This window comes from Klebsiella sp. GN_Kp190 (genome assembly GCF_040061795.1).
GTDB lineage: Bacteria > Pseudomonadota > Gammaproteobacteria > Enterobacterales > Enterobacteriaceae > Klebsiella > Klebsiella michiganensis.
Genome location: NZ_JBEAFN010000072.1, coordinates 46,351 through 66,955, shown reverse-complemented (window position 1 = coordinate 66,955; position 20,605 = coordinate 46,351). Strand labels below are relative to the sequence as shown.

The following is a 20,605-nucleotide window of genomic DNA, read 5'->3' as shown; positions in this document are numbered from 1 at the left end:
TTTATCACCTAATCGAAGAGAATCGATGTGAAAGTACTAACGGTATTTGGCACGAGACCAGAAGCTATCAAGATGGCGCCTCTGGTTCATGCGCTGGCAAAGGATCCTCATTTTGAGGCGAAAGTTTGCGTGACCGCGCAGCATCGGGAGATGCTCGATCAGGTGTTGAAACTTTTTTCTATTGTTCCGGAATACGACCTTAACATTATGCAGCCGGGTCAGGGATTGACGGAGATTACCTGTCGCATCCTTGAAGGTTTAAAGCCGGTGCTCGAGTCGTTTAAACCAGACGTGGTGCTGGTGCATGGCGATACCACCACGACGATGGCGGCAAGTCTGGCCGCTTTCTATCAGCGGATCCCGGTAGGACACGTGGAAGCCGGGCTGCGCACGGGCGATCTGAGCTCGCCGTGGCCGGAAGAGGGGAACCGTACGTTGACCGGGCATCTGGCGACGTACCACTTTGCGCCGACGGAAACCTCAAGGCAGAACCTGCTGCGGGAAAACATCGCCGACAATCGGATCACGGTAACCGGTAATACGGTTATTGACGCGCTATTCTGGGTGCGCGACCGGGTGTTGAGCGATGAAGCCCTGCACAACGAGCTGACTCAGCGTTATCCCTTCCTCGCCAACGGCAAGAAGATGATTCTGGTCACCGGACACCGTCGGGAAAGCTTTGGCCGCGGTTTCGAGCAAATCTGCCATGCGCTGGCGGAGATCGCCGCGAACAATCCGGACGTACAGATCGTCTATCCGGTGCATTTGAATCCGAACGTCAGCGAACCGGTGAAGCGCATTCTCGGCCACGTTGAGAACGTCATACTTATTGAGCCGCAGGATTATTTGCCGTTTGTCTGGCTGATGAACCGCGCGTGGTTGATCCTGACCGATTCCGGCGGTATCCAGGAAGAGGCGCCCTCGCTCGGGAAACCGGTGCTGGTGATGCGTGAAATGACCGAGCGCCCGGAGGCGGTCAGCGCGGGCACCGTGTGCCTGGTGGGTACCGATAGCCAGCGCATCGTCAATGAGGTCACGCGCCTGCTGCAAGATGAGTCCGCGTATCAGGCCATGAGCCGGGCGCATAACCCGTATGGCGATGGACATGCGTGTCATCGTATTTTGTCTGCACTTAAAAATAATCAGGTAACGCTATGAATTTTTCTACCATTTCAGTGATTGGCCTTGGATATATTGGCCTGCCAACCGCTGCCGCGTTCGCCTCCCGGCAAAAGCGGGTGGTCGGCGTTGATATCAATCAACACGCCGTGGAGACCATTAACCGTGGTGAAATTCATATCGTGGAGCCGGATCTGGCGAGCGTCGTCAAAACAGCGGTCGAGCAGGGCTACCTGAGCGCCACTACCGCGCCGGTAGAAGCCGACGCTTACCTGATTGCGGTGCCGACGCCGTTTAAAGACCTGCATGAACCGGATATGGTTTTCGTCGAGTCGGCGGCGAAATCTATCGCACCGACGCTGAAGAAAGGGTCGTTGGTTATCCTTGAGTCCACCTCGCCGGTGGGTTCAACCGAGCAGATGGCGGGCTGGCTGGCGGAAATGCGCCCCGATCTGAGCTTCCCGCAGCAGGTTGGCGAAGCGGCGGACGTCAATATCGCCTACTGTCCGGAGCGCGTGTTGCCGGGACAGGTGATGGTTGAGCTGATTAAAAACGATCGCGTGATTGGCGGCATGTCGCCGGTTTGCTCAGCCCGCGCCAGCGAGCTGTATAAAATTTTCCTCGAAGGCGAATGCGTGGTGACCAACTCGCGCACCGCCGAAATGTGCAAGCTGACTGAAAACAGCTTCCGCGACGTTAATATCGCTTTTGCCAATGAACTTTCGCTAATTTGCGCCGATCAGGGGATCAACGTCTGGGAACTGATTCGCCTGGCGAATCGTCATCCGCGCGTCAATATCCTCCAGCCGGGGCCGGGCGTTGGCGGCCACTGCATCGCGGTCGACCCGTGGTTTATCGTGGCGCAAAACCCGCAGCAGGCGCGGCTTATCCGGACCGCGCGTGAAGTCAACGACCACAAACCAGAATGGGTGATTGATCAGGTCAAAGCGCGGGTCGCCGACTGCCTCGCCGCCAGCAACAAACGCGCCAGCGAGCTAAAAATCGCCTGTTTTGGCCTCGCGTTTAAGCCGAATATTGATGACCTGCGCGAAAGCCCGGCCATGGCCATTGCCGCGCAGATCGCCCGCTGGCACGGCGGCGAAACCCTGGTCGTTGAGCCAAATATTCATCAGCTGCCGAAAAAGCTCGACGGACTGTGCGCTCTGGCGTCGCTGGACGAGGCGCTGGCGAGCGCCGATGTGCTGGTGATGCTGGTCGATCATAAAGAATTTAAAGCGGTTGGCGGGGAGAGCGTTAGCCAGCAGTTTATCGTCGATACCAAAGGGGTGTGGCGGTGAGAGAGCGTCTGGTAAAAGATGAAAGTGTTCGCAGCTTCGCGCGCTTTCATCGTGACCAAAACTTAACAGATCTATTTTATGTTCGCCCGCGCCAGTATTGAGCCCCTTGAGTGGGAAAACCGCTTCTTCGGCGTCAATAGCGCCATTCTCCGCTTTGGCGACGATGCGCCGCCGCTGACGGTGCAAGCGCTGGCGGGATGGTCGCGGGTGCAGGCGAAAGTCGCGGCGGATGATGCCGCGCGCCTGGATGCGCTGCAGGCATTAGGCTTCCGGCTGGTGGAGGGCGAGGTCGATCTTGCGCTTTCGCCCGCGGCTTCTGATGATATCGGCGCCGAGCCGGCGACTGAGGTGGATATCCCCCGGCTGCGCGAACTGGCGGCGCTGGCCTTTGCGCAGAGCCGTTTTCGTGCCCCCTGGTACGCAGCCGATGCCAGCGGTCGTTTCTACGCCCAGTGGATTGAAAATGCGGTGCGCGGAACCTTCGATCACCAGTGTCTGGTGCTTCGCGCCCCTGACGGCGATATCCGCGCGTTTGTCTCCCTGCGCCAGCTCAGCGAGCGCGAGGCGAGGATTGGCCTGCTGGCCGGACGCGGCGCCGGAGCGGAATTAATGCAGGCGGCGCAGCGCTGGGCCGCGCTGCGCGAGCTGACGACACTGCGGGTGGCGACCCAGATGGGCAACACCGCCGCGCTTAAACGTTACATTCTTAGCGGTGCCAATGTCGAAAGCACCGCGTACTGGTTATACAGGTGACATGATGATTCCATTTAACGCGCCGCCGGTGGTGGGTACCGAGCTTGATTATATGCAGTCCGCGATGGGGAGCGGCAAGCTGTGCGGCGATGGAGGTTTTACCCGCCGCTGCCAGCAGTGGATGGAGCAGCGTTTCGGCACCGCGAAAGCGCTGCTGACGCCATCCTGCACCGCTTCGCTGGAAATGGCCGCGCTGCTGCTGGATATTCAGCCGGGCGATGAAGTGATTATGCCGAGCTATACCTTCGTCTCCACCGCCAACGCCTTTGTGCTGCGCGGCGCGAAAATCGTCTTCGTTGATATTCGTCGCGATACCATGAATATCGATGAAACGCTGATTGAAGCGGCCATCACCGAGAAAACCCGCGCGATTGTACCGGTCCACTACGCCGGCGTGGCCTGCGAGATGGACACCATTATGGCTATCGCCAGCAAGCATAATCTGTTTGTGGTGGAGGATGCCGCTCAGGGCGTGATGTCGACCTATAAAGGCCGGGCGCTCGGCACTATCGGCCATATTGGCTGCTTCAGCTTCCATGAAACCAAAAACTACACCGCGGGCGGTGAAGGCGGCGCAACTCTGATTAACGATCGCACGCTGATAGAGCGCGCGGAGATCATTCGTGAAAAAGGCACCAACCGCAGCCAATTTTTCCGTGGCCTGGTGGATAAATATACCTGGCGCGATATCGGCTCCAGCTACCTGATGTCCGATTTACAGGCGGCCTATCTGTGGGCGCAGCTGGAAGCGGCGGAGCGGATTAACCAGCAGCGTCTGGCGCTGTGGCAGAACTACTACGACGCCCTGCTGCCGCTGGCGCGCGCCGGGCGTATCGATCTGCCCATCGTGCCTGCCGACTGCGGGCAAAATGCGCATATGTTCTATATCAAGCTGCGCGATATTGACGATCGCAGCAAGCTGATCGCCTGGCTGAAAGAGGCGGAAATTCTGGCGGTATTCCACTATATCCCGCTGCACAGCTGCCCGGCCGGGGAGAACTTCGGCGAGTTCCACGGGACGGATCGCTACACGACCCAGGAGAGCGAACGCCTGCTGCGCCTGCCGTTATTCTACAATTTGTCGAACGTTAACCAGCGCACGGTGATTAACTCGCTGCTGAGCTATTTCTCCTGATATGTCGCTGGCAAAAGCGTCTCTGTGGACCGCGGCGTCCACGCTGGTCAAAATCGGCGCCGGTCTGCTGGTGGTAAAACTGCTGGCCGTGTCGTTCGGCCCGGCTGGCGTGGGGCAGGCGGGTAACTTCCGCCAGCTGGTGACCGTGCTTGGCGTGCTGGCGGGGGCCGGGATATTCAACGGCGTCACGAAGCTGGTGGCCCAGCATCATGACGATCGCCGGCAGTTGAACAACGTAGTTGGCACCGCTTCAGCGATGGTACTCGGTTTCTCCACCCTGCTGGCGCTGATCTTCCTGCTGGCGGCCGCGCCAATAAGCCAGGGGCTATTCGGTCATCAACATTACCAGAATCTGGTACGGCTGGTGGCGCTGGTGCAGATGGGGATTGCCTGGGCGAATTTCCTGTTAGCGCTGATGAAAGGCTTTCGCGATGCGGCGGGTAATGCGCTGTCGCTTATCGCCGGGAGCCTGATTGGCGTGGCGGCGTACTATGCCTGCTACCGTTTTGGCGGTTATCAGGGCGCATTGCTGGGGCTGGCGCTGGTGCCGGCGCTGGTGGTGGTGCCGGCTGCTATCGTACTGTGGCGTCGCGGCAATATTCCGCTAAGCGCGCTGCGCCCGCGCTGGGACAACGGCCTGGCGGGGCAGCTGTCGAAATTTACCCTGATGGCGCTGATTACCTCGGTGACGCTGCCGGTCGCCTACGTGATGATGCGTAACCTGCTGGCGGCCCACTATGGCTGGGACGCGGTGGGGATCTGGCAAGGGGTGAGCAGCATCTCCGACGCCTATTTGCAGTTTATTACCGCGTCATTTAGCGTTTATCTTTTACCGACGCTGTCCCGTCTGACGGCGAAAGCGGATATCACCCGCGAGATTGGCAAATCGTTAAAATTTGTCCTCCCGGCGGTGGCGGCAGCGAGCTTAACGGTGTGGCTGCTGCGTGATTTCGCTATCTGGCTACTTTTTTCCGACCGCTTTACGGCGATGCGCGATCTGTTTGCCTGGCAGCTGGTGGGCGATGTGTTAAAGGTCGGGGCTTATGTTTATGGCTATCTGGTGATCGCCAAAGCCTCGCTGCGTTTTTATATTCTGACGGAAATCAGCCAGTTCACGCTGTTGACCGCATTCTCGCACTGGCTTATCCCGGCGCACGGCGCAATCGGCGCGGCGCAGGCGTATATGGCTACCTATATTGTTTATTTCGCCCTCTGCAGCGGCGTGTTTTTACTTTGGCGTAAACGGGCATGACAGCACTGATACATGTACTGGGATCGGATATCCCGCACCACAACCAGACCGTGCTGCGGTTCTTTAATGATGAGCTGGCCGTGGATGACGAACAGGCTCGCCTGTTTATGGTCGTCGGTGATGCGACAGAAATTTGCGCCGCTTATCCCGCACTCTCCATTCGCTGCTATCCGGGGAAAAAGTCGCTGGCAAAGGCGGTTATCGCGCTGGCAAAGGCGAACCGGCAGCAGCGCTTTTTCTTTCACGGCCAGTTTAATACCGGCCTGTGGCTGGCGTTGCTCAGCGGCGGGATCCGCCCGGCGCAGTTTAACTGGCATATCTGGGGAGCGGATCTGTACGAGAACTCCGCCAGCCTGAAGTTTCGCCTGTTTTATCCCCTGCGGCGCCTGGCGCAGGGCCGGGTAGGTCGTGTGTTTGCGACCCGGGGCGATCTGAGCTGGTTCGCCGCCCGCCATTCTGGCGTAGCGGGAGAGCTGCTCTACTTTCCGACCCGCATGGATCCGGCGCTGAATTCGCTCGCCGATAGCGCACCGCGCGGCGACACGCTGACTATCCTGGTGGGTAATTCCGGCGACCGTAGCAACGAGCATATTGCGGCGCTGCGTGCGATTCGCCAGCAGTTTGGCGATACGGTTAACGTTGTCGTGCCGATGGGTTATCCGGCAAATAATGGCGACTACATCAACGAAGTCCGCGCGGCCGGCGCGGCGCTGTTCAGCCCGCAGCATTTCCAGGTATTGAGCGACAAGCTGGCGTTTGATGACTACCTTGCCCTGCTGCGCCGCTGCGATCTTGGCTACTTCCTGTTTGCCCGCCAGCAGGGTATCGGCACGCTGTGCCTGCTGATTCAGGCGGGGATCCCCTGCGTACTGAACCGGGAGAATCCCTTCTGGCAGGATATGTCGGAGCAGCATATTCCGGTACTCTTTACCAGCGATACGCTGGACGTGAGCGTTGTGCGTGAAGCGCAGCGCCAGCTGGCTGGCGTGGATAAAAATCAAATCGCCTTCTTCCGGCCGAATTACCTGACGGGCTGGCGACGAGCGTTGCGAATTGCTGCGGGGGTGGACGCATGACATTAATGCAATTTAGCGGGCTGCTGCTGGTCTGGCTGCTGTCGACGCTATTTATCGCCACCGCCACGTACTTTGAATTTCGTCGCGTACGCTTCAACTTCAACGTCTTTTTCTCGCTGCTGTATCTGCTGACGTTTTTCTTTGGCTTCCCGCTGACCAGTATTCTGGTGTTCCGCTTTGACGTCGCGGTCGCCCCGCCGGAAATTCTGCTGCAAACCCTGCTGGTTTCCGTCTGCTTTTATGCGGTTTATTACGTGACTTATAAAACGCGGCTACGGTCGGCGACGCACGGTCATCCGCATCGTCCGCTGTTTACGATGAATCGCGTGGAGACCCACCTCACCTGGGGCATTTTGCTGGGGCTGGCGCTGCTTTGCGTCGGCATCTTCTTTGCGCATAACGGCTTCCTGTTATTCAAGCTCAACTCCTACAGCCAGATCTTCTCCAGCGAAGTCTCCGGCGTGGCGCTAAAGCGCTTCTTCTACTTTTTCATCCCGGCAATGCTGGTGGTCTATTTTCTGCGTCAGGATTATAAAGCGTGGATATTCTTCCTTGTCAGCACCGTCGCCTTTGGCCTGCTGACCTACGCCATCGTTGGTGGCACCCGGGCGAATATCATCATCGCGTTTGCCATCTTCCTGTTTATCGGCATCATTCGCGGCTGGATTAGCCTGTGGATGCTGGCGGCGGCGGGCGTGCTGGGCATCGTTGGTATGTTCTGGCTGGCCCTGAAGCGCTATGGCATGAACGTCAGCGGCGATGAGGCGTTTTATACTTTCCTCTATCTGACCCGCGACACCTTCTCGCCGTGGGAGAATCTGGCCCTGCTGCTGCAAAATTACGACAAGATTGAGTTCCAGGGGCTGGCGCCAATCATCCGGGATTTTTACGTCTTTATCCCCAGCTGGTTGTGGCACGGTCGTCCGACAATGGTGCTCAATACCGCGAACTATTTCACCTGGGAAGTATTGAATAATCATTCTGGTCTGGCGATTTCGCCGACCCTGATTGGCTCGCTGGTGGTGATGGGCGGCGTCTGGTTCGTCCCGCTGGGCGCGGTGGCGGTTGGGCTGATTATTAAATGGTTTGACTGGTTGTACGAGCTTGGCAACCGGGAAACGAACCGCTATAAAGCGGCGATTCTGCACAGTTTCTGTTTTGGCGCTATCTTCAACATGATCGTGCTGGCGCGTGAAGGGCTGGATTCATTTGGCTCTCGCGTGGTTTTTTTCCTCGTTATCTTTGGGATCTGCCTGCTGGCGGCAAAACTGCTGTACTGGTTCCTTGATAGCGTGGGGCTGATTCACCGGCGGGCCAAACCGCTGACGCAACCTCAAGTCTGATAAGGGTGTACATGACTGAGACCACATCCGCGCCGTTGTACCTGCTGAGAGGGCTACAACTCATTGGTTGGCGCGATATGCAACACGCTCTGGATTATCTGTACGCCGATGGTGAGATCCGCACGGGAACGCTGGTGGCGATTAATGCAGAGAAGATGCTGGCGGTAGAAGACAGCCCCGAAGTCCGGGCGCTGATTGAAGCGGCAGAATTCAAATACGCTGATGGCATCAGCGTAGTACGTTCATTACGTAAAAAATACCCTCAGGCTCAGGTGTCGCGCGTCGCCGGCGCCGATTTATGGGAAGCCCTGATGGCGCGCGCAGGCGCTCAGGGAACGCCGGTATTTCTGATCGGCGGCAAGCCCGAGGTGCTGGCGCAGACGGAGCAGCAGCTTCGCCAGCGCTGGAACGTGAATATCGTTGGAAGCCAGGATGGCTATTTTGCCGCTGACCAGCGTCAGGCGCTATTTGAGCGTATCCGCGATAGCGGGGCGAAGATCGTCACGGTGGCGATGGGCTCGCCGCGTCAGGAGATCCTGATGCGCGACTGTCGGGACGTTTATCCGCAGGCGCTGTATATGGGCGTGGGCGGCACCTACGATGTTTTTACCGGCCACGTTCAGCGGGCGCCGAAGTTCTGGCAGGACCTGGGTCTGGAGTGGTTCTATCGCCTGGTTTCGCAGCCGAGCCGCATAAAAAGGCAGGCGCGCCTGCTGCGCTATTTACGCTGGCATTACACCAATAAGCTGTGACATTCCACTGCAAGCGGGCGGGTTTACCTGGGTATTCTGTGTAATGTCTTCACTCGCCTGATACTTTATTTGCCATTTCCCTCAAATTCATTAACCATTCGCATGCTTAAAACGCGACGGTCAGTTTACCGTCGCGCAGGCAGGGCTATTCATTCAATAAAAATAACCGGCATAGACACATCCCTGTTGGGATGCGCTTAAACCCGGAGCAGGGCAAACACAAGAGGCTATATGACTGAGAAAAAAGCGGAACTTCAGCGGGGACTGGAGGCGCGGCACATTGAGCTAATCGCTCTTGGTGGGACAATTGGCGTCGGGTTATTTATGGGCGCGGCCAGTACGCTGAAGTGGGCCGGACCTTCAGTTCTGCTGGCGTATATTATCGCCGGGCTCTTTGTCTTCTTCATCATGCGTTCGATGGGCGAAATGCTGTTCCTCGAACCGGTAACCGGATCGTTCGCCGTTTACGCACACCGCTATATGAGCCCATTTTTCGGCTATCTCACCGCCTGGTCCTACTGGTTTATGTGGATGGCGGTCGGGATATCGGAGATTACGGCTATCGGGGTTTATGTGCAGTTCTGGTTCCCGGATATGGCGCAGTGGATACCGGCGCTGATTGCCGTCGGGCTGGTGGCGCTGGCGAACCTCGCGGCGGTACGGCTGTACGGCGAAATTGAATTCTGGTTTGCCATGATTAAGGTCACCACCATTATTGTGATGATCGTGGTGGGGCTGGGCGTTATTTTCTTTGGCTTTGGCAACGGCGGGCACGCCATTGGCTTTGGCAATCTGACCGAGCACGGTGGCTTCTTCGCCGGCGGCTGGAAGGGCTTCCTGACGGCGCTGTGCATCGTGGTCGCGTCTTATCAGGGCGTCGAGCTTATCGGGATTACCGCCGGTGAAGCGAAGAACCCGCAGGTTACGCTGCGTAGCGCGGTTGGCAAGGTACTGTGGCGAATCCTGATTTTCTATGTAGGGGCGATTTTTGTGATCGTCACTATTTTCCCGTGGGATCAAATTGGCTCCAACGGCAGTCCGTTCGTACTGACCTTTGCCAAAATCGGCATCACCGCGGCGGCGGGCATTATTAACTTTGTGGTGCTCACGGCGGCGCTTTCCGGCTGTAACAGCGGTATGTACAGCTGCGGCCGCATGCTCTACGCGCTGGCAAAAAACCGTCAGCTGCCCGCGGCCATCGCCAAAGTCTCGCGCAACGGCGTGCCGTCAGCGGGCGTGGCGCTGTCGATCCTGATTCTGCTGGTCGGCTCGTGCCTGAACTACATTATCCCTAATCCACAGCGAGTTTTCGTCTACGTTTACAGCGCCAGCGTGCTGCCGGGGATGGTGCCGTGGTTTGTGATTCTGATTAGCCAGCTGCGTTTTCGTCTCGTGCATAAAGAAGCGATGGCCAGCCATCCGTTTCGCTCGCTGCTGTTCCCGTGGGCGAACTATTTGACCATGGCGTTCCTGATTTGCGTGCTGATAGGGATGGGATTTAACGACGATACGCGTATGTCGCTCTTTGTCGGAATGATTTTCCTCGCCGCCGTGACGCTTATTTATAAGGTATTTGGCCTTGGCCGACGCGGAAATGTTGATAATGTGGCGCAATAAGCAACAAAACGCACAAAGCATGAGCAAACAATAATTTTCTTTAAAAAGGCACTAGACAGCGGGGTAGGAAGTCCGTATTATCCGACCCCGCAACGGCGCTAAGCGCCCGTAGCTCAGCTGGATAGAGCGCTGCCCTCCGGAGGCAGAGGTCTCAGGTTCGAATCCTGTCGGGCGCACCATTTACCCGGTGCTGGAGCTGCGGTGGTTTCAATACCGCGTAAAAGATTTGCAGTGGTGGCTATAGCTCAGTTGGTAGAGCCCTGGATTGTGATTCCAGTTGTCGTGGGTTCGAATCCCATTAGCCACCCCATTATTTAGAAAGTTGTGATATTGCGAAGGTGGCGGAATTGGTAGACGCGCTAGCTTCAGGTGTTAGTGTTCTTACGGACGTGGGGGTTCAAGTCCCCCCCCTCGCACCACGACTTTATAAAGAATTGAACTAAAAATTCAAAAAAGCAGTACATCGGCGAGTAGCGCAGCTTGGTAGCGCAACTGGTTTGGGACCAGTGGGTCGGAGGTTCGAATCCTCTCTCGCCGACCAATTTTGAACCCCGCTTCGGCGGGGTTTTTTGTTTTCCGCTTCTGCAAAAACGTTCCTATCTCCCTGATATCGCAAAAAATATCTCGCTAATCAGCATGCGATTTATTGTCCAGAATAGTCCCAATTCCTTGTGCGGATAGATGCATTTTCTACCGATCCTGTGCGATAATAAACGGGTAGATGCTCATTCCATCTCTTATGTTCGCCTTAGTGCCTCATAAACTCAGGAATGATGCAGAGCCGTTTTACGGTGCTTATCGTCCACTGACAGATGTCGCATTTTATATGCTAAATCATTCATGATGTGTCGAGACGGCCAGCACGGGAATCCCCCGGAGCTTACAAAGGTAAGTGACTGGGGTGAGCGTGTGCAGCCAACGAAGAGACAGCGTGAAGGATGAAGCATATAGCCTCATCAAACACCATGGACACTACGTTGAGTGAAGCACCCAATTTGTTGTCAAACAGACCTGTTTTAACGCCTGCCCTGGTTTCAGAGCAGGCGTTTTTTTCTTTTCAGGGATAGAGAAACGCTCAGGCGGGAAGAGAAGAGATTCTCGCCCCCGATGGAGGCGAGAAGGGCATTACTGCTGCGGGTTGTTTTGCAGGGTTAACAGCAGGCCGTCGCGACGCATCGTCGCCGCTTCTTCCGGCTGATGCAGGCGGTCAAGTGTATCGGCCAGCCACGCGTAGTCAAACGCATCTGGGCGCTGCTTGAGCGCTGCGCGGAACGCGATGCTGGCTTCCTGCCACTCGCCGTGACGCATGAGCGATTGTCCCAGCGTACTCCACAGCAGCGGACGGTCGCCGACCGTTTTGATCTGCTGGCGCAGCACCTTTTCCAGCTGTTCCGGATTATTCGTTTTCAGCCGCGGGATCGGCATCACCAGACGATCGTCGTAGTGCTTTTTCAGACCTTCGATAATAATCTGCTGCGCGGTATCATGGTCGTCGCTTTCGATAAGGCGATTAGCCATTGCCACCTGTAGCGCCACCTGGCTGCGGGTTTTTCGGTTCTGGCTTTTCCACCAGTCGCGCAGACCTTCGCTGCCGCCGTCGGCCAGCGTTTTATCCATCAGGCCAATCCACGCCAGCTGTTCCAGTTCGGCACGGTGCTCCTCATCGCTGACGTTGGCTTTCGCCATTGATGGAATGATATCCAGCAGCGAATTCCAGGCGCCGGTACGAATGTAGGCCTGCTCGGCGAGGCGCAGGACCTCCGGATGACGCGGCGTGATCTCCAGCAGCTTGTCGATGCCGTGGCGGGCGGCGTGGTTTTCATTACGCGCCAGCTGCAGGCGTACGCGGGTGATTTCGACAGGTATCAGGTCGTCGCCGGCGAGCTCTGTCGCGCGCTCCAGATGCTGGTTGGCGCGGGCTTCATCGCCACGCTGCTGGGCGGCTTCTGCCGCCAGCAGGTAGTTCACAACGGGCTGCTCAGCGTGATCGGCATTTTTCGCCATCAGCTTCTCAACCTGCTGATAATCGCCCTCCGCCAGCTTCAGCAGCGCCTGCTCGGTTTGCTTACGCGCGCGGCGACGCTTGCGGCCCACGAACCAGCCGCGGGTATGCGCGCCGGTGCGGAAAATGCGCCGCAGCAGCCACTCAATGGCAAACAGCACCACCATGGTGAGGATCATGATGATCGCTAACCCGGTGACGCTGGTTTCAATGTTGTAATTATCGGTCTGGATCAGGACGTAGCCCTGATGACCCGCGATCATCGGACCGACCACGATCCCGGCAAGCAGCAGCGCGAAGAGTAAGAGAATTTTCAACATGCGTTACTCTCCTTGTGGCGCAGGCGTTGGCGCGTGGGCAGCAGGTGCCGGCGCGGGAGCCGGGGCGCTGGCCTGGGTTTCAGCCGGCTGCGCCATCAGATTACGTACCCGCGTTTGCATCAGTTTCTCAAGCAGCGCCTGGCTCTGCAGGCTCTCCGGTACGTTCATGGTGATGCTTTGCTGGCTGAGCTTATCCACGTCCTCAAGGAAGGCTTTGGTGGTGGCATCTTCAGTGTCGTAGTAAGCACGAACCCACGTCGAGACGTTATCCAGAGCCTGTTTGTAGGTTTCTTCCTGATGACGCGGAACCGCCTGCGCCGCGACCAGCAGACGGGAGCGGATGTTTTCGCGCAGATAGACGTCCTGGTTTGGCGCCAGCAGCGGCACGGCGGTCTCATCGCGGCGGCGAACGGTAATAAAGCTGTCCATAAAGTTCTGCCAGCTTTTTTGCAGGTTTACCCGCCACTCGCTAATGGAGCTGGATAGCTCATCGCTATCGGAATCCATCGGGGTGTCATCGTCGTTGTTGTCCGCCAGGCGTAAATTATCAATCTGGTTGGCGAGCTGGTTCACTTTCAGAATGATGCCGTCGTAGTCGACCTGGCTCACGGCGGAAAGCGAAGCAATATCGTCGGTAATGGCGCGACGGGCGGAAATCAGGCTCGGATCGTTCATATCGGCGAGGCTGGCATCGGCGCTTTTCAGCAGCGCGGCGGCGGTCGTCACGTCCTGATCGCTCCACAGCTTACGTCCGGCCAGTTTTACGAGGAAATCAGCCTGCGCGAGCAGCCAGGTTTTTGCATCGCTGCCGGAAATGACCGCGACCTTCTCCTGCACTTCTTCCAGCTTCTTCGCCAGAGAATCCTGCTGACGCTGCGCTTCCGTCAGCTGATCGGCCTGCTGCTTGATGATGCCTTCAAGCTCGCTTTTTTGGCTCTCCTGCGCTTTTTGCAGCGCGGCGATCTGGCTGGATAGCCCGGCGCTGGCTTCGCTCTGGCGGGTTGCCTGAGTCTTCGTCAGACCATAAAGGCCTACGCCAGCGGCGAGGGCGATAGCGATAGCTATTGCGCTCAGGGCGAGGCTGGTTTTACTGCCGCCGTTTTTCTTTTCGACATTCTTCTCTGGCTGTGGCGTCGTTTCCACGGCCTCCCTGGTCTCTTCAACCACGGCGGATTGATTCTGTTGTTCCGTCATTATGGCTTCCAATGTTGAGAGTTATTGTAATGCGCGTAGCAGCGCATCGTTGTCGGCGCTATCGGCAACCTGGATATCCTGCCAGCCCAATTCCCTGGCCTGCTCGGCCAGACGTTCACTGACAACGAAAATGCGACAGCTCAGGAGCCAACGTTCGCGATACCACTGTGGTATTAGCGTCCAGAGCTGCTGCAGCATCTCGCCGCTGGTGATGACCAGCGTCGAAACCCCGCGAGACTGCCAGCGCATTGCTTCTTCTGCGCCATCGTAGTGCCTTGCACTACGTTGATAACATTCACAAAAAGTGACATCAGCACCGCGTTCGCGAAGCGTGTCACCGAGTAATTCCCGCCCGCCGTTGCCGCGCAGGATGAGCGCTTTTTTCCCCGCAATGTTTTGTAATTCAGGTAATTGTAGCAAGACTTCGCTGATTTCCCGATCTAACGGGTAGCGAACTTGTCGATTACTGACCTTATGCAGGGCCAGCGCGGTGGTGCGGCCAATGGCAAAATAGTCGGGCGCCGTGGGCCAGCGCAGCCCCTGCTGCTGGAGGCGAGCGTGGGCAAACTCGACGGCATGCTGAGATAGCGCGAAGAGCAAATCGCCTGCGGCGAGGCTTGCCAGCTGGCCGCCCAGCTCAGGGAGCTGACGGCCCGGGGTAAACTCAATGAGCGGAAAGCTCCAGGCCACGCGTCCCAGCGCGCGCAGGCGGCTGACTAACTCTTCGCCTTGCGGCAGCGGACGGGTAACCAGAATGCTCATTGAGGCGCTTCTCCTGCGTAGACGACGGCGAGAATGTCGCGAGCGCCGTTATCCAGAAGTTCTTCGGCAAGGGCGACGCCCAGCGTTTCGGCATCTTCCGGGCGACCGCGCCGCTCGCCGCGTACCGTGTGTGAGCCATCCGGCGCTCCAACCAGCGCGCGCAGCCATAGCTCACCGTCGATCAGTTCGGCATAGCTGCCGATAGGTACCTGACAGCCGCCTTCAAGCCGGGTGTTCATCGCCCGTTCAGCGCGGACGCGGATGGCCGTTTCCGTATGATTCAGCGGGGCCAGCAGCGTTTTGGTCCATTCGTCGTCAAGGCGACACTCAATGCCGACCGCGCCCTGGCCGACGGCGGGCAGAGATTGCTCCGGGGACAGCGGTTGACGAATACGCGCCTCAAGGTTCAGGCGCTTAAGCCCTGCGGCGGCCAGAATAATGGCGTCGTACTCGCCGCTATCAAGCTTGCCCAGACGCGTGCCAACGTTGCCGCGCAGGGAGCGGATCGTGAGATCCGGCCGCGCGGCGGCCAGCTGACACTGACGGCGTAAACTTGAGGTGCCAACGATGCTGCCGTGGGGGAGTTCATCAATGGAAGCGTAGTGATTCGAGACAAAGGCATCGCGCGGATCTTCGCGTTCACAGATGGTCACCAGCCCCAGCCCTTCGGGAAACTCCACCGGCACGTCCTTCATAGAATGGACGGCAATGTCGGCGCGACCTTCCAGCATGGCCAGCTCTAACTCTTTCACAAAGAGGCCCTTACCGCCCACTTTTGCAAGGGGCGTATCAAGGATCACGTCGCCGCGGGTGACCATAGGCACCAGCTCAACGGAAAGTCCCGGATGACAGGACTCCAGGCGCTCTTTCACATAATGTGCCTGCCATAGCGCAAGCGGGCTTTGCCGTGTGGCAATTCTCAAAACTTTGTCTAACATGCTTGTTACCGTCATAGTCGACCACTAACCATCCTAACATTGTTGTCTTAGGGATGTTAGTTTTGTGGGGTTAAGGGTCGCGGCCATTTTTTTAGCCTTTCATGCGTTTGCGGGTTGCCGCAAACGTAGTGAAGAATTTACACGTAGTAAAGGGTGCTACACTTGTATGTAGCTCATCTTTCTTTACGGTCAATCAGCAAGGTGTTAGATTGATCACGTTTTAAACCATTTGTCAGTCAGCAGTTCATCACAACCACACCGACGACGAATGGTGACGGTTTTTGTTGAAATACTGAAACTCTCCGTACTATTGTACGTCGGGTTTTTGAACATCAGGCGATATGTCTTGTACCTCTATATTGAGACACTGAAACAGAGACTGGATGCCATCAACCAATTGCGCGTGGATCGCGCCCTTGCTGCCATGGGACCCGCTTTCCAGCAGGTTTACAGTCTACTGCCGACATTACTACATTATCATCATCCGCTGATGCCGGGTTACCTTGACGGTAACGTTCCCCGTGGCATTTGCCTCTACACGCCTGATGAAACCCAACGTCACTATCTTGATGAACTCGAGCTCAACCGTGGAATGCTGGCCAAAGAGCCGCCGAAAGGCGAGCTGCCGATCACCGGCCTTTACTCTATGGGTAGTACTTCTTCCGTCGGCCAAAGCTGCTCTTCCGACCTGGATATCTGGGTTTGCCACCAATCCTGGCTGGATAGCGAAGAGCGCCAGCTGCTGCAGCGCAAATGTAGCCTGCTCGAGAGCTGGGCGGCGTCGCTGGGCGTTGAGGTCAGCTTCTTCCTGATCGACGAAAACCGCTTCCGCCATAACGAAAGCGGCAGCCTGGGCGGTGAAGACTGCGGCTCAACCCAACACATCCTGCTGCTGGATGAGTTTTACCGTACCGCGGTGCGCCTTGCCGGGAAACGTATTCTGTGGAATATGGTGCCGTGCGATGAAGAAGAGCATTACGACGATTACGTGATGAGCCTCTACGCGCAGGGCGTGCTGACGCCGAACGAATGGCTGGATCTCGGCGGCCTGAGCTCCCTCTCGGCAGAAGAGTACTTCGGCGCCAGCCTGTGGCAGCTGTATAAAAGTATCGACTCGCCCTATAAGGCCGTGCTGAAGACGCTGCTGCTGGAAGCGTACTCCTGGGAGTACCCCAACAACCGTCTGCTGGCGAAAGATATCAAGCAGCGCCTGCATGATGGTGAAATCGTATCGTTTGGCCTTGACCCTTACTGCATGATGCTGGAGCGCGTCACGCTCTATCTGCAGGCCATCGAAGATGAAACGCGCCTCGATCTGGTGCGTCGATGTTTCTATTTAAAAGTGTGCGAGAAGCTGAGCCGCGAGCGCGCCTGCGTCGGCTGGCGCCGTGAAGTCGTCAGCCACCTGGTGAAAGAGTGGGGCTGGGATGAAAAGCGTCTGATGATGCTCGATAACCGGGCCAACTGGAAGATTGACGAAGTCCGTAAAGCGCACAACGAACTGCTTGATGCGATGATGCAGAGCTATCGCAACCTGATTCGCTTTGCGCGCCGTAATAACCTGAGCGTTTCCGCCAGCCCGCAGGATATTGGCGTGCTGACGCGTAAGCTGTACGCCGCCTTTGAAGCGCTGCCGGGGAAAGTGACCCTGGTAAACCCGCAAATTTCGCCGGATCTGTCTGAGCCGAATCTGACTTTCATCCACGTGCCGCCGGGCCGTGCCAACCGTACCGGCTGGTATGTCTATAACCGCGCGCCGGACATGGAATCGATCATCAGCCATCAGCCGCTGGAATATAACCGTTATCTTAATAAGCTGGTGGCCTGGGCCTGGTTTAACGGCCTGCTGACGTCACGCACACGCCTGTTTATTAAGGGCAACGGGATTGTCGACCTGGCGAAACTGCAGGAGATGGTGGCCGATGTGGCGCATCACTTCCCGCTGCGCCTGCCGTCTCCGACGCCGAAAGCGCTGTATAGCCCCTGCGAAATTCGCCACCTGGCGATTATCGTCAACCTCGAATATGACCCGACGGCGGCCTTCCGCAATCAGGTGGTGCATTTCGACTTCCGCAAGCTGGATGTTTTCAGCTTCGGCGAAGAGCAAAAGTGCCTGATTGGCAGCATCGATCTGCTGTATCGCAACTCGTGGAACGAGGTGCGCACGCTGCACTTTAACGGCGAGCAGGCGATGATCGAAGCGCTGAAAACCATTCTTGGCAAGATGCACCAGGACGCCGCGCCGCCGGATAGCGTGGAAGTTTTCTGCTATAGCCAGCATCTGCGCGGCCTGATCCGCACTCGCGTGCAGCAGCTGGTGTCTGAATGCGTTGAGCTGCGTCTTTCCAGCACCCGCCAGGATACCGGCCGTTTTAAAGCGCTACGCGTTTCCGGGCAGACCTGGGGACTCTTCTTCGAGCGTCTTAACGTCTCGGTACAGAAGCTGGAAAACGCCATCGAATTCTACGGCGCGATTTCGCATAACAAACTGCACGGCCTGTCGGTGCAGGTGGAAACCAACCACGTCAGGCTGCCGCAGGTGGTGGATGGTTTTGCCAGCGAAGGGATTATTCAGTTCTTCTTTGAAGATGCGGATAACGATAACGGATTTAACATCTATATCCTTGATGAGAGCAACCGCGCCGAGGTGTATCACCACTGCGAAGGTAGCAAAGAAGAGCTGGTACGCGACGTCAGCCGCTTCTACTCTTCGTCGCATGACCGCTTTACCTACGGCTCCAGCTTTATCAACTTTAACCTGCCGCAGTTTTATCAAATCGTCGACGTCGACGGCCGCGAACAGGTGATCCCGTTCCGCAGCCAGGTGATTGCCGCGGCCACCCTTGCTGCAGGTGAGGATTCCGCGACATCATCGATGTTGCAGCACTACTCATGACCCGCCGCGTAGACCTGTCATTCGGCGCAGGTCAATTTCCCGGAGGCGCTTCGCTTGCCCGGGCTTTGGGGTGATATGGGTTTTGTCGCCCGGATACGGCGTTAGCCGCAATCCGGGGAACTCGAATCACGCGCGTTTAGCGAAAACTCACCGCTTCACTGGCCTGCGCGGTCGCCGCCTGTTCCAGCAGATCCCAGAAGGTTTCGCCGCTGCGGTCGCATACCCACTCGTCGCCTTTCAGGTCGAAATGGTAGCCGCCTTGTTTTGTCGCCAGCCACACCTGGTGCAGCGGCTCCTGGCGGTTGATAATAATTTTGCTGCCGTTTTCAAAGCTGATAGTCAGCACGCCGCCGTTGATTTCGCAGTCGATATCGCTGTCGCCATCCCAGTCGTCGAGACGCTCTTCGATGGTCATCCACAGGGTATCGGCCAGGCGATGGAATTCACTGTCGTTCATGGTTCTTTCCCGCTTTTTTGATCGTGGCGGCAGTATAGCGCAATCTACGATGACTTCGGCAGATGGCGAAGGCGGATCAGCAGTAGAGACGTCACGATCGCCATCGCCAGCAGCCCGTAACGCGCGCTCAGCATCCGGCTCTGTTGATAATGCTGAAGAAGGCCAGAGAGATCGCCGGGCGCCAGGTTTTGTGTCTGGATAAGCTGATGGAAAGTCCGATCGCTCGTCCAGGGGATAAACGTGAGATGGCCGATGACCTGTCGGGCGGCCAGGCCTATTGCCGGGTCGTGCTGTACCTGATATTTCATCAGGAAGGTCAACACCGTGAGCATGACGGTACTGATTAACGCCATTCCTAATGCCTGCCCGATATCGCGCGAGGCGGCCTGAACGCCGCCGGACTGTTCGGCGTGCCGATTCCCTGCGCCAGTGGTGACCAGTATCGGGGCATTGGCCGCGATGGTGCCCATCCCCGCGCCGATTAAACAAAGCCCTGACGCCATCAGTACAGGGGTAAACCCCGTTACGTGCAGCGCCGCGGCGGCGACCAGAGCGCCGGCGATTCCCGCCGTCAGCCCCATCTGGCACTGGCGGCGAGGGTTTCGCTGCTGAATAAACAGCGGCAGGCCCAGCGAACAGGCGGCGAGACATATCGCAAAAGGGAGTATCAGCAGCCCTGTTTCCATCGCCGATACGTTTTTAACAATCTGCGCAAAACTCACCACGGTAAAAATAGCCGAACTGTAGGCAAAAAATATCCAACCGGTGAGATAGAGCCCGTGGCGCACCAGGCGGGTTTTCAGGAAAACCGCGGGGAGCAGAGCGTGGCCGGTCGTGGCTTCAAAATAACGTTCCCAGCGCAGCATCATCATCAGCACCATCAGGCCGCAGAGAATAACGAAAGGGGCGGGGCTCAGGCCGAGAACGCTCACTGCCGGGTCGAAGGGCATAACCAGTCCCCAGACCGGGATGCGCAGAATACCGAAAATCGTCAGGAACAGCCCCAGGGTGCCTAACAGAAAGCCCGGGGTATCGAAGGCGATAGCGGCGCGTTTGTTTTCTGATGCCGGGATGATGACGGAGCAGAGCAGGATAAGCAGCGCCAGCAGGCCAAGCGAGGCAAACGCGATGCGCCAGCCGACGTGGTCCAGCAAATATCCGCATACAATTGGACCACAGGCGAACGAAATGCCGCTGGAGGCGCCCAGCGCGCCAAAGGCGGCAACCCGTCGTCGCTGCTGATACAGGGCAGAGATCAGGCCAAAAACGGCGGGGATCATCAGGCTACCGCCTATCCCGGCGGTCAGACGCGCGCCCCAGGTGAAGAGCGCGATCGATGGCGAAAAAAAGGCGCAGGCTTCGGCGAGGATAAAAATCAGACAGCCGATGCGAAACAGCATCCGCCAACCCCAGATACACCCCAGCATTCCGCCTGCCACCATAAACGTGCCCGCAATCAACGGATACATGGTATTCGCTGTACTGACCTGCCCAAGCGTGGCGTGCAGATCGTTCATTAGCGCCTGCGTGGCGATACTTAACGTCACGTTATCGGCGGAAGCCAGAAACTGTGCGCAGCATAAGACAACCAAAGGTAACCAGTTTGTCGGTGCAGGGTTGGTGGTCACAGCGTGTTCCTTTTTGATAGAAACGACAAAACGCGCCCTTCCTCGCGGGAGGGGCGCGTTATT

General features: G+C 57.4%; 16 protein-coding genes and 4 tRNA genes. 14 read left to right on the top strand and 6 right to left on the bottom strand.

Translation table 11 applies throughout. From position 1 onward, the window contains the following. Window positions 1-27 precede the first annotated feature (27 nt). From wecB to ABLU67_RS26285, 13 genes are all read left to right on the top strand, one after another. Window positions 28-1,158 carry a UDP-N-acetylglucosamine 2-epimerase (non-hydrolyzing) gene (wecB, locus tag ABLU67_RS26345; RefSeq protein WP_004097518.1) on the top strand — a complete coding sequence of 377 codons (1,131 nt, stop codon included), beginning with the start codon at window positions 28-30 and terminating at the stop codon, window positions 1,156-1,158. Then, window positions 1,155-2,417: a UDP-N-acetyl-D-mannosamine dehydrogenase gene (gene wecC / locus ABLU67_RS26340; protein WP_014837068.1), complete on the top strand. Its 1,263-nt coding sequence runs from the start codon at window positions 1,155-1,157 to the stop codon at window positions 2,415-2,417. The genes wecB and wecC overlap by 4 nt, the downstream gene beginning before the upstream one ends. A gap of 78 nt (window positions 2,418-2,495) precedes the next feature. Continuing rightward, complete coding sequence (gene rffC, locus ABLU67_RS26335; protein WP_109241202.1) at window positions 2,496-3,170, top strand: dTDP-4-amino-4,6-dideoxy-D-galactose acyltransferase; 675 nt, start codon at window positions 2,496-2,498, stop codon at window positions 3,168-3,170. Window positions 3,171-3,174: 4 nt separating this feature from the next. Next, entirely contained in the window at window positions 3,175-4,305 is a 1,131-nt protein-coding gene (gene rffA, locus ABLU67_RS26330; RefSeq protein ID WP_004097526.1) for a dTDP-4-amino-4,6-dideoxygalactose transaminase, read from the top strand. A gap of 1 nt (window position 4,306) precedes the next feature. After that, window positions 4,307-5,557, top strand: a complete 1,251-nt coding sequence (wzxE, locus tag ABLU67_RS26325) for a lipid III flippase WzxE (RefSeq protein ID WP_014227457.1) — start codon at window positions 4,307-4,309, stop codon at window positions 5,555-5,557. Continuing rightward, window positions 5,554-6,633: a TDP-N-acetylfucosamine:lipid II N-acetylfucosaminyltransferase gene (locus ABLU67_RS26320; RefSeq protein WP_048263614.1), complete on the top strand. Its 1,080-nt coding sequence runs from the start codon at window positions 5,554-5,556 to the stop codon at window positions 6,631-6,633. The genes wzxE and ABLU67_RS26320 overlap by 4 nt, the downstream gene beginning before the upstream one ends. Beyond that, the gene (wzyE, locus tag ABLU67_RS26315; RefSeq protein WP_014227459.1) at window positions 6,630-7,976 is read left to right on the top strand and encodes an ECA oligosaccharide polymerase; all 1,347 of its coding nucleotides are present in this window, start codon (window positions 6,630-6,632) and stop codon (window positions 7,974-7,976) included. The genes ABLU67_RS26320 and wzyE overlap by 4 nt, the downstream gene beginning before the upstream one ends. Window positions 7,977-7,987: 11 nt before the next feature. Next, on the top strand, window positions 7,988-8,728 hold the full coding sequence (gene wecG / locus ABLU67_RS26310) for a lipopolysaccharide N-acetylmannosaminouronosyltransferase (RefSeq protein ID WP_049102520.1): 741 nt from the start codon (window positions 7,988-7,990) through the stop codon (window positions 8,726-8,728). Window positions 8,729-8,959: 231 nt separating this feature from the next. Then, complete coding sequence (locus ABLU67_RS26305) at window positions 8,960-10,345, top strand: amino acid permease (RefSeq protein WP_014227461.1); 1,386 nt, start codon at window positions 8,960-8,962, stop codon at window positions 10,343-10,345. A 102-nt stretch (window positions 10,346-10,447) separates the two neighbouring features. Next, a tRNA-Arg gene (locus ABLU67_RS26300) sits at window positions 10,448-10,524 on the top strand. 55 nt (window positions 10,525-10,579) lie between these two features. Further along, window positions 10,580-10,655: transfer RNA gene (locus ABLU67_RS26295), tRNA-His, on the top strand. 22 nt (window positions 10,656-10,677) lie between these two features. Continuing rightward, a tRNA-Leu gene (locus tag ABLU67_RS26290) sits at window positions 10,678-10,764 on the top strand. A 45-nt stretch (window positions 10,765-10,809) separates the two neighbouring features. Beyond that, window positions 10,810-10,886: transfer RNA gene (locus ABLU67_RS26285), tRNA-Pro, on the top strand. A gap of 584 nt (window positions 10,887-11,470) precedes the next feature. Here the strand turns inward: ABLU67_RS26285 and hemY are convergent. Genes hemY through hemC form a run of 4 tightly spaced genes read right to left on the bottom strand, consistent with a single transcriptional unit; the run spans window position 11,471 to window position 15,561 of the window. After that, entirely contained in the window at window positions 11,471-12,667 is a 1,197-nt protein-coding gene (gene hemY / locus ABLU67_RS26280) for a protoheme IX biogenesis protein HemY (protein WP_004097533.1), read from the bottom strand. Window positions 12,668-12,670: 3 nt separating this feature from the next. Beyond that, window positions 12,671-13,861: a uroporphyrinogen-III C-methyltransferase gene (gene hemX / locus ABLU67_RS26275; RefSeq protein WP_004097536.1), complete on the bottom strand. Its 1,191-nt coding sequence runs from the start codon at window positions 13,859-13,861 to the stop codon at window positions 12,671-12,673. Between the two features lie 21 nt (window positions 13,862-13,882). Beyond that, on the bottom strand, window positions 13,883-14,623 hold the full coding sequence (hemD, locus tag ABLU67_RS26270; RefSeq protein ID WP_004097542.1) for a uroporphyrinogen-III synthase: 741 nt from the start codon (window positions 14,621-14,623) through the stop codon (window positions 13,883-13,885). Continuing rightward, window positions 14,620-15,561 carry a hydroxymethylbilane synthase gene (gene hemC / locus ABLU67_RS26265; protein ID WP_025108409.1) on the bottom strand — a complete coding sequence of 314 codons (942 nt, stop codon included), beginning with the start codon at window positions 15,559-15,561 and terminating at the stop codon, window positions 14,620-14,622. Before hemC ends, hemD begins: the two co-directional genes overlap by 4 nt. A 346-nt stretch (window positions 15,562-15,907) precedes the next feature. On the opposite strand from hemC, the gene cyaA reads away from it, so the two are divergent. Then, complete coding sequence (gene cyaA / locus ABLU67_RS26260; RefSeq protein ID WP_009651720.1) at window positions 15,908-18,457, top strand: class I adenylate cyclase; 2,550 nt, start codon at window positions 15,908-15,910, stop codon at window positions 18,455-18,457. Between the two features lie 136 nt (window positions 18,458-18,593). Here the strand turns inward: cyaA and cyaY are convergent, their stop codons facing one another. Together cyaY and ABLU67_RS26250 are read right to left on the bottom strand one after the other, a co-directional pair. After that, on the bottom strand, window positions 18,594-18,914 hold the full coding sequence (gene cyaY, locus ABLU67_RS26255) for an iron donor protein CyaY (RefSeq protein WP_134898920.1): 321 nt from the start codon (window positions 18,912-18,914) through the stop codon (window positions 18,594-18,596). Between the two features lie 44 nt (window positions 18,915-18,958). Further along, on the bottom strand, window positions 18,959-20,542 hold the full coding sequence (locus ABLU67_RS26250; RefSeq protein WP_134898922.1) for an MFS transporter: 1,584 nt from the start codon (window positions 20,540-20,542) through the stop codon (window positions 18,959-18,961). Window positions 20,543-20,605 lie beyond the last annotated feature (63 nt).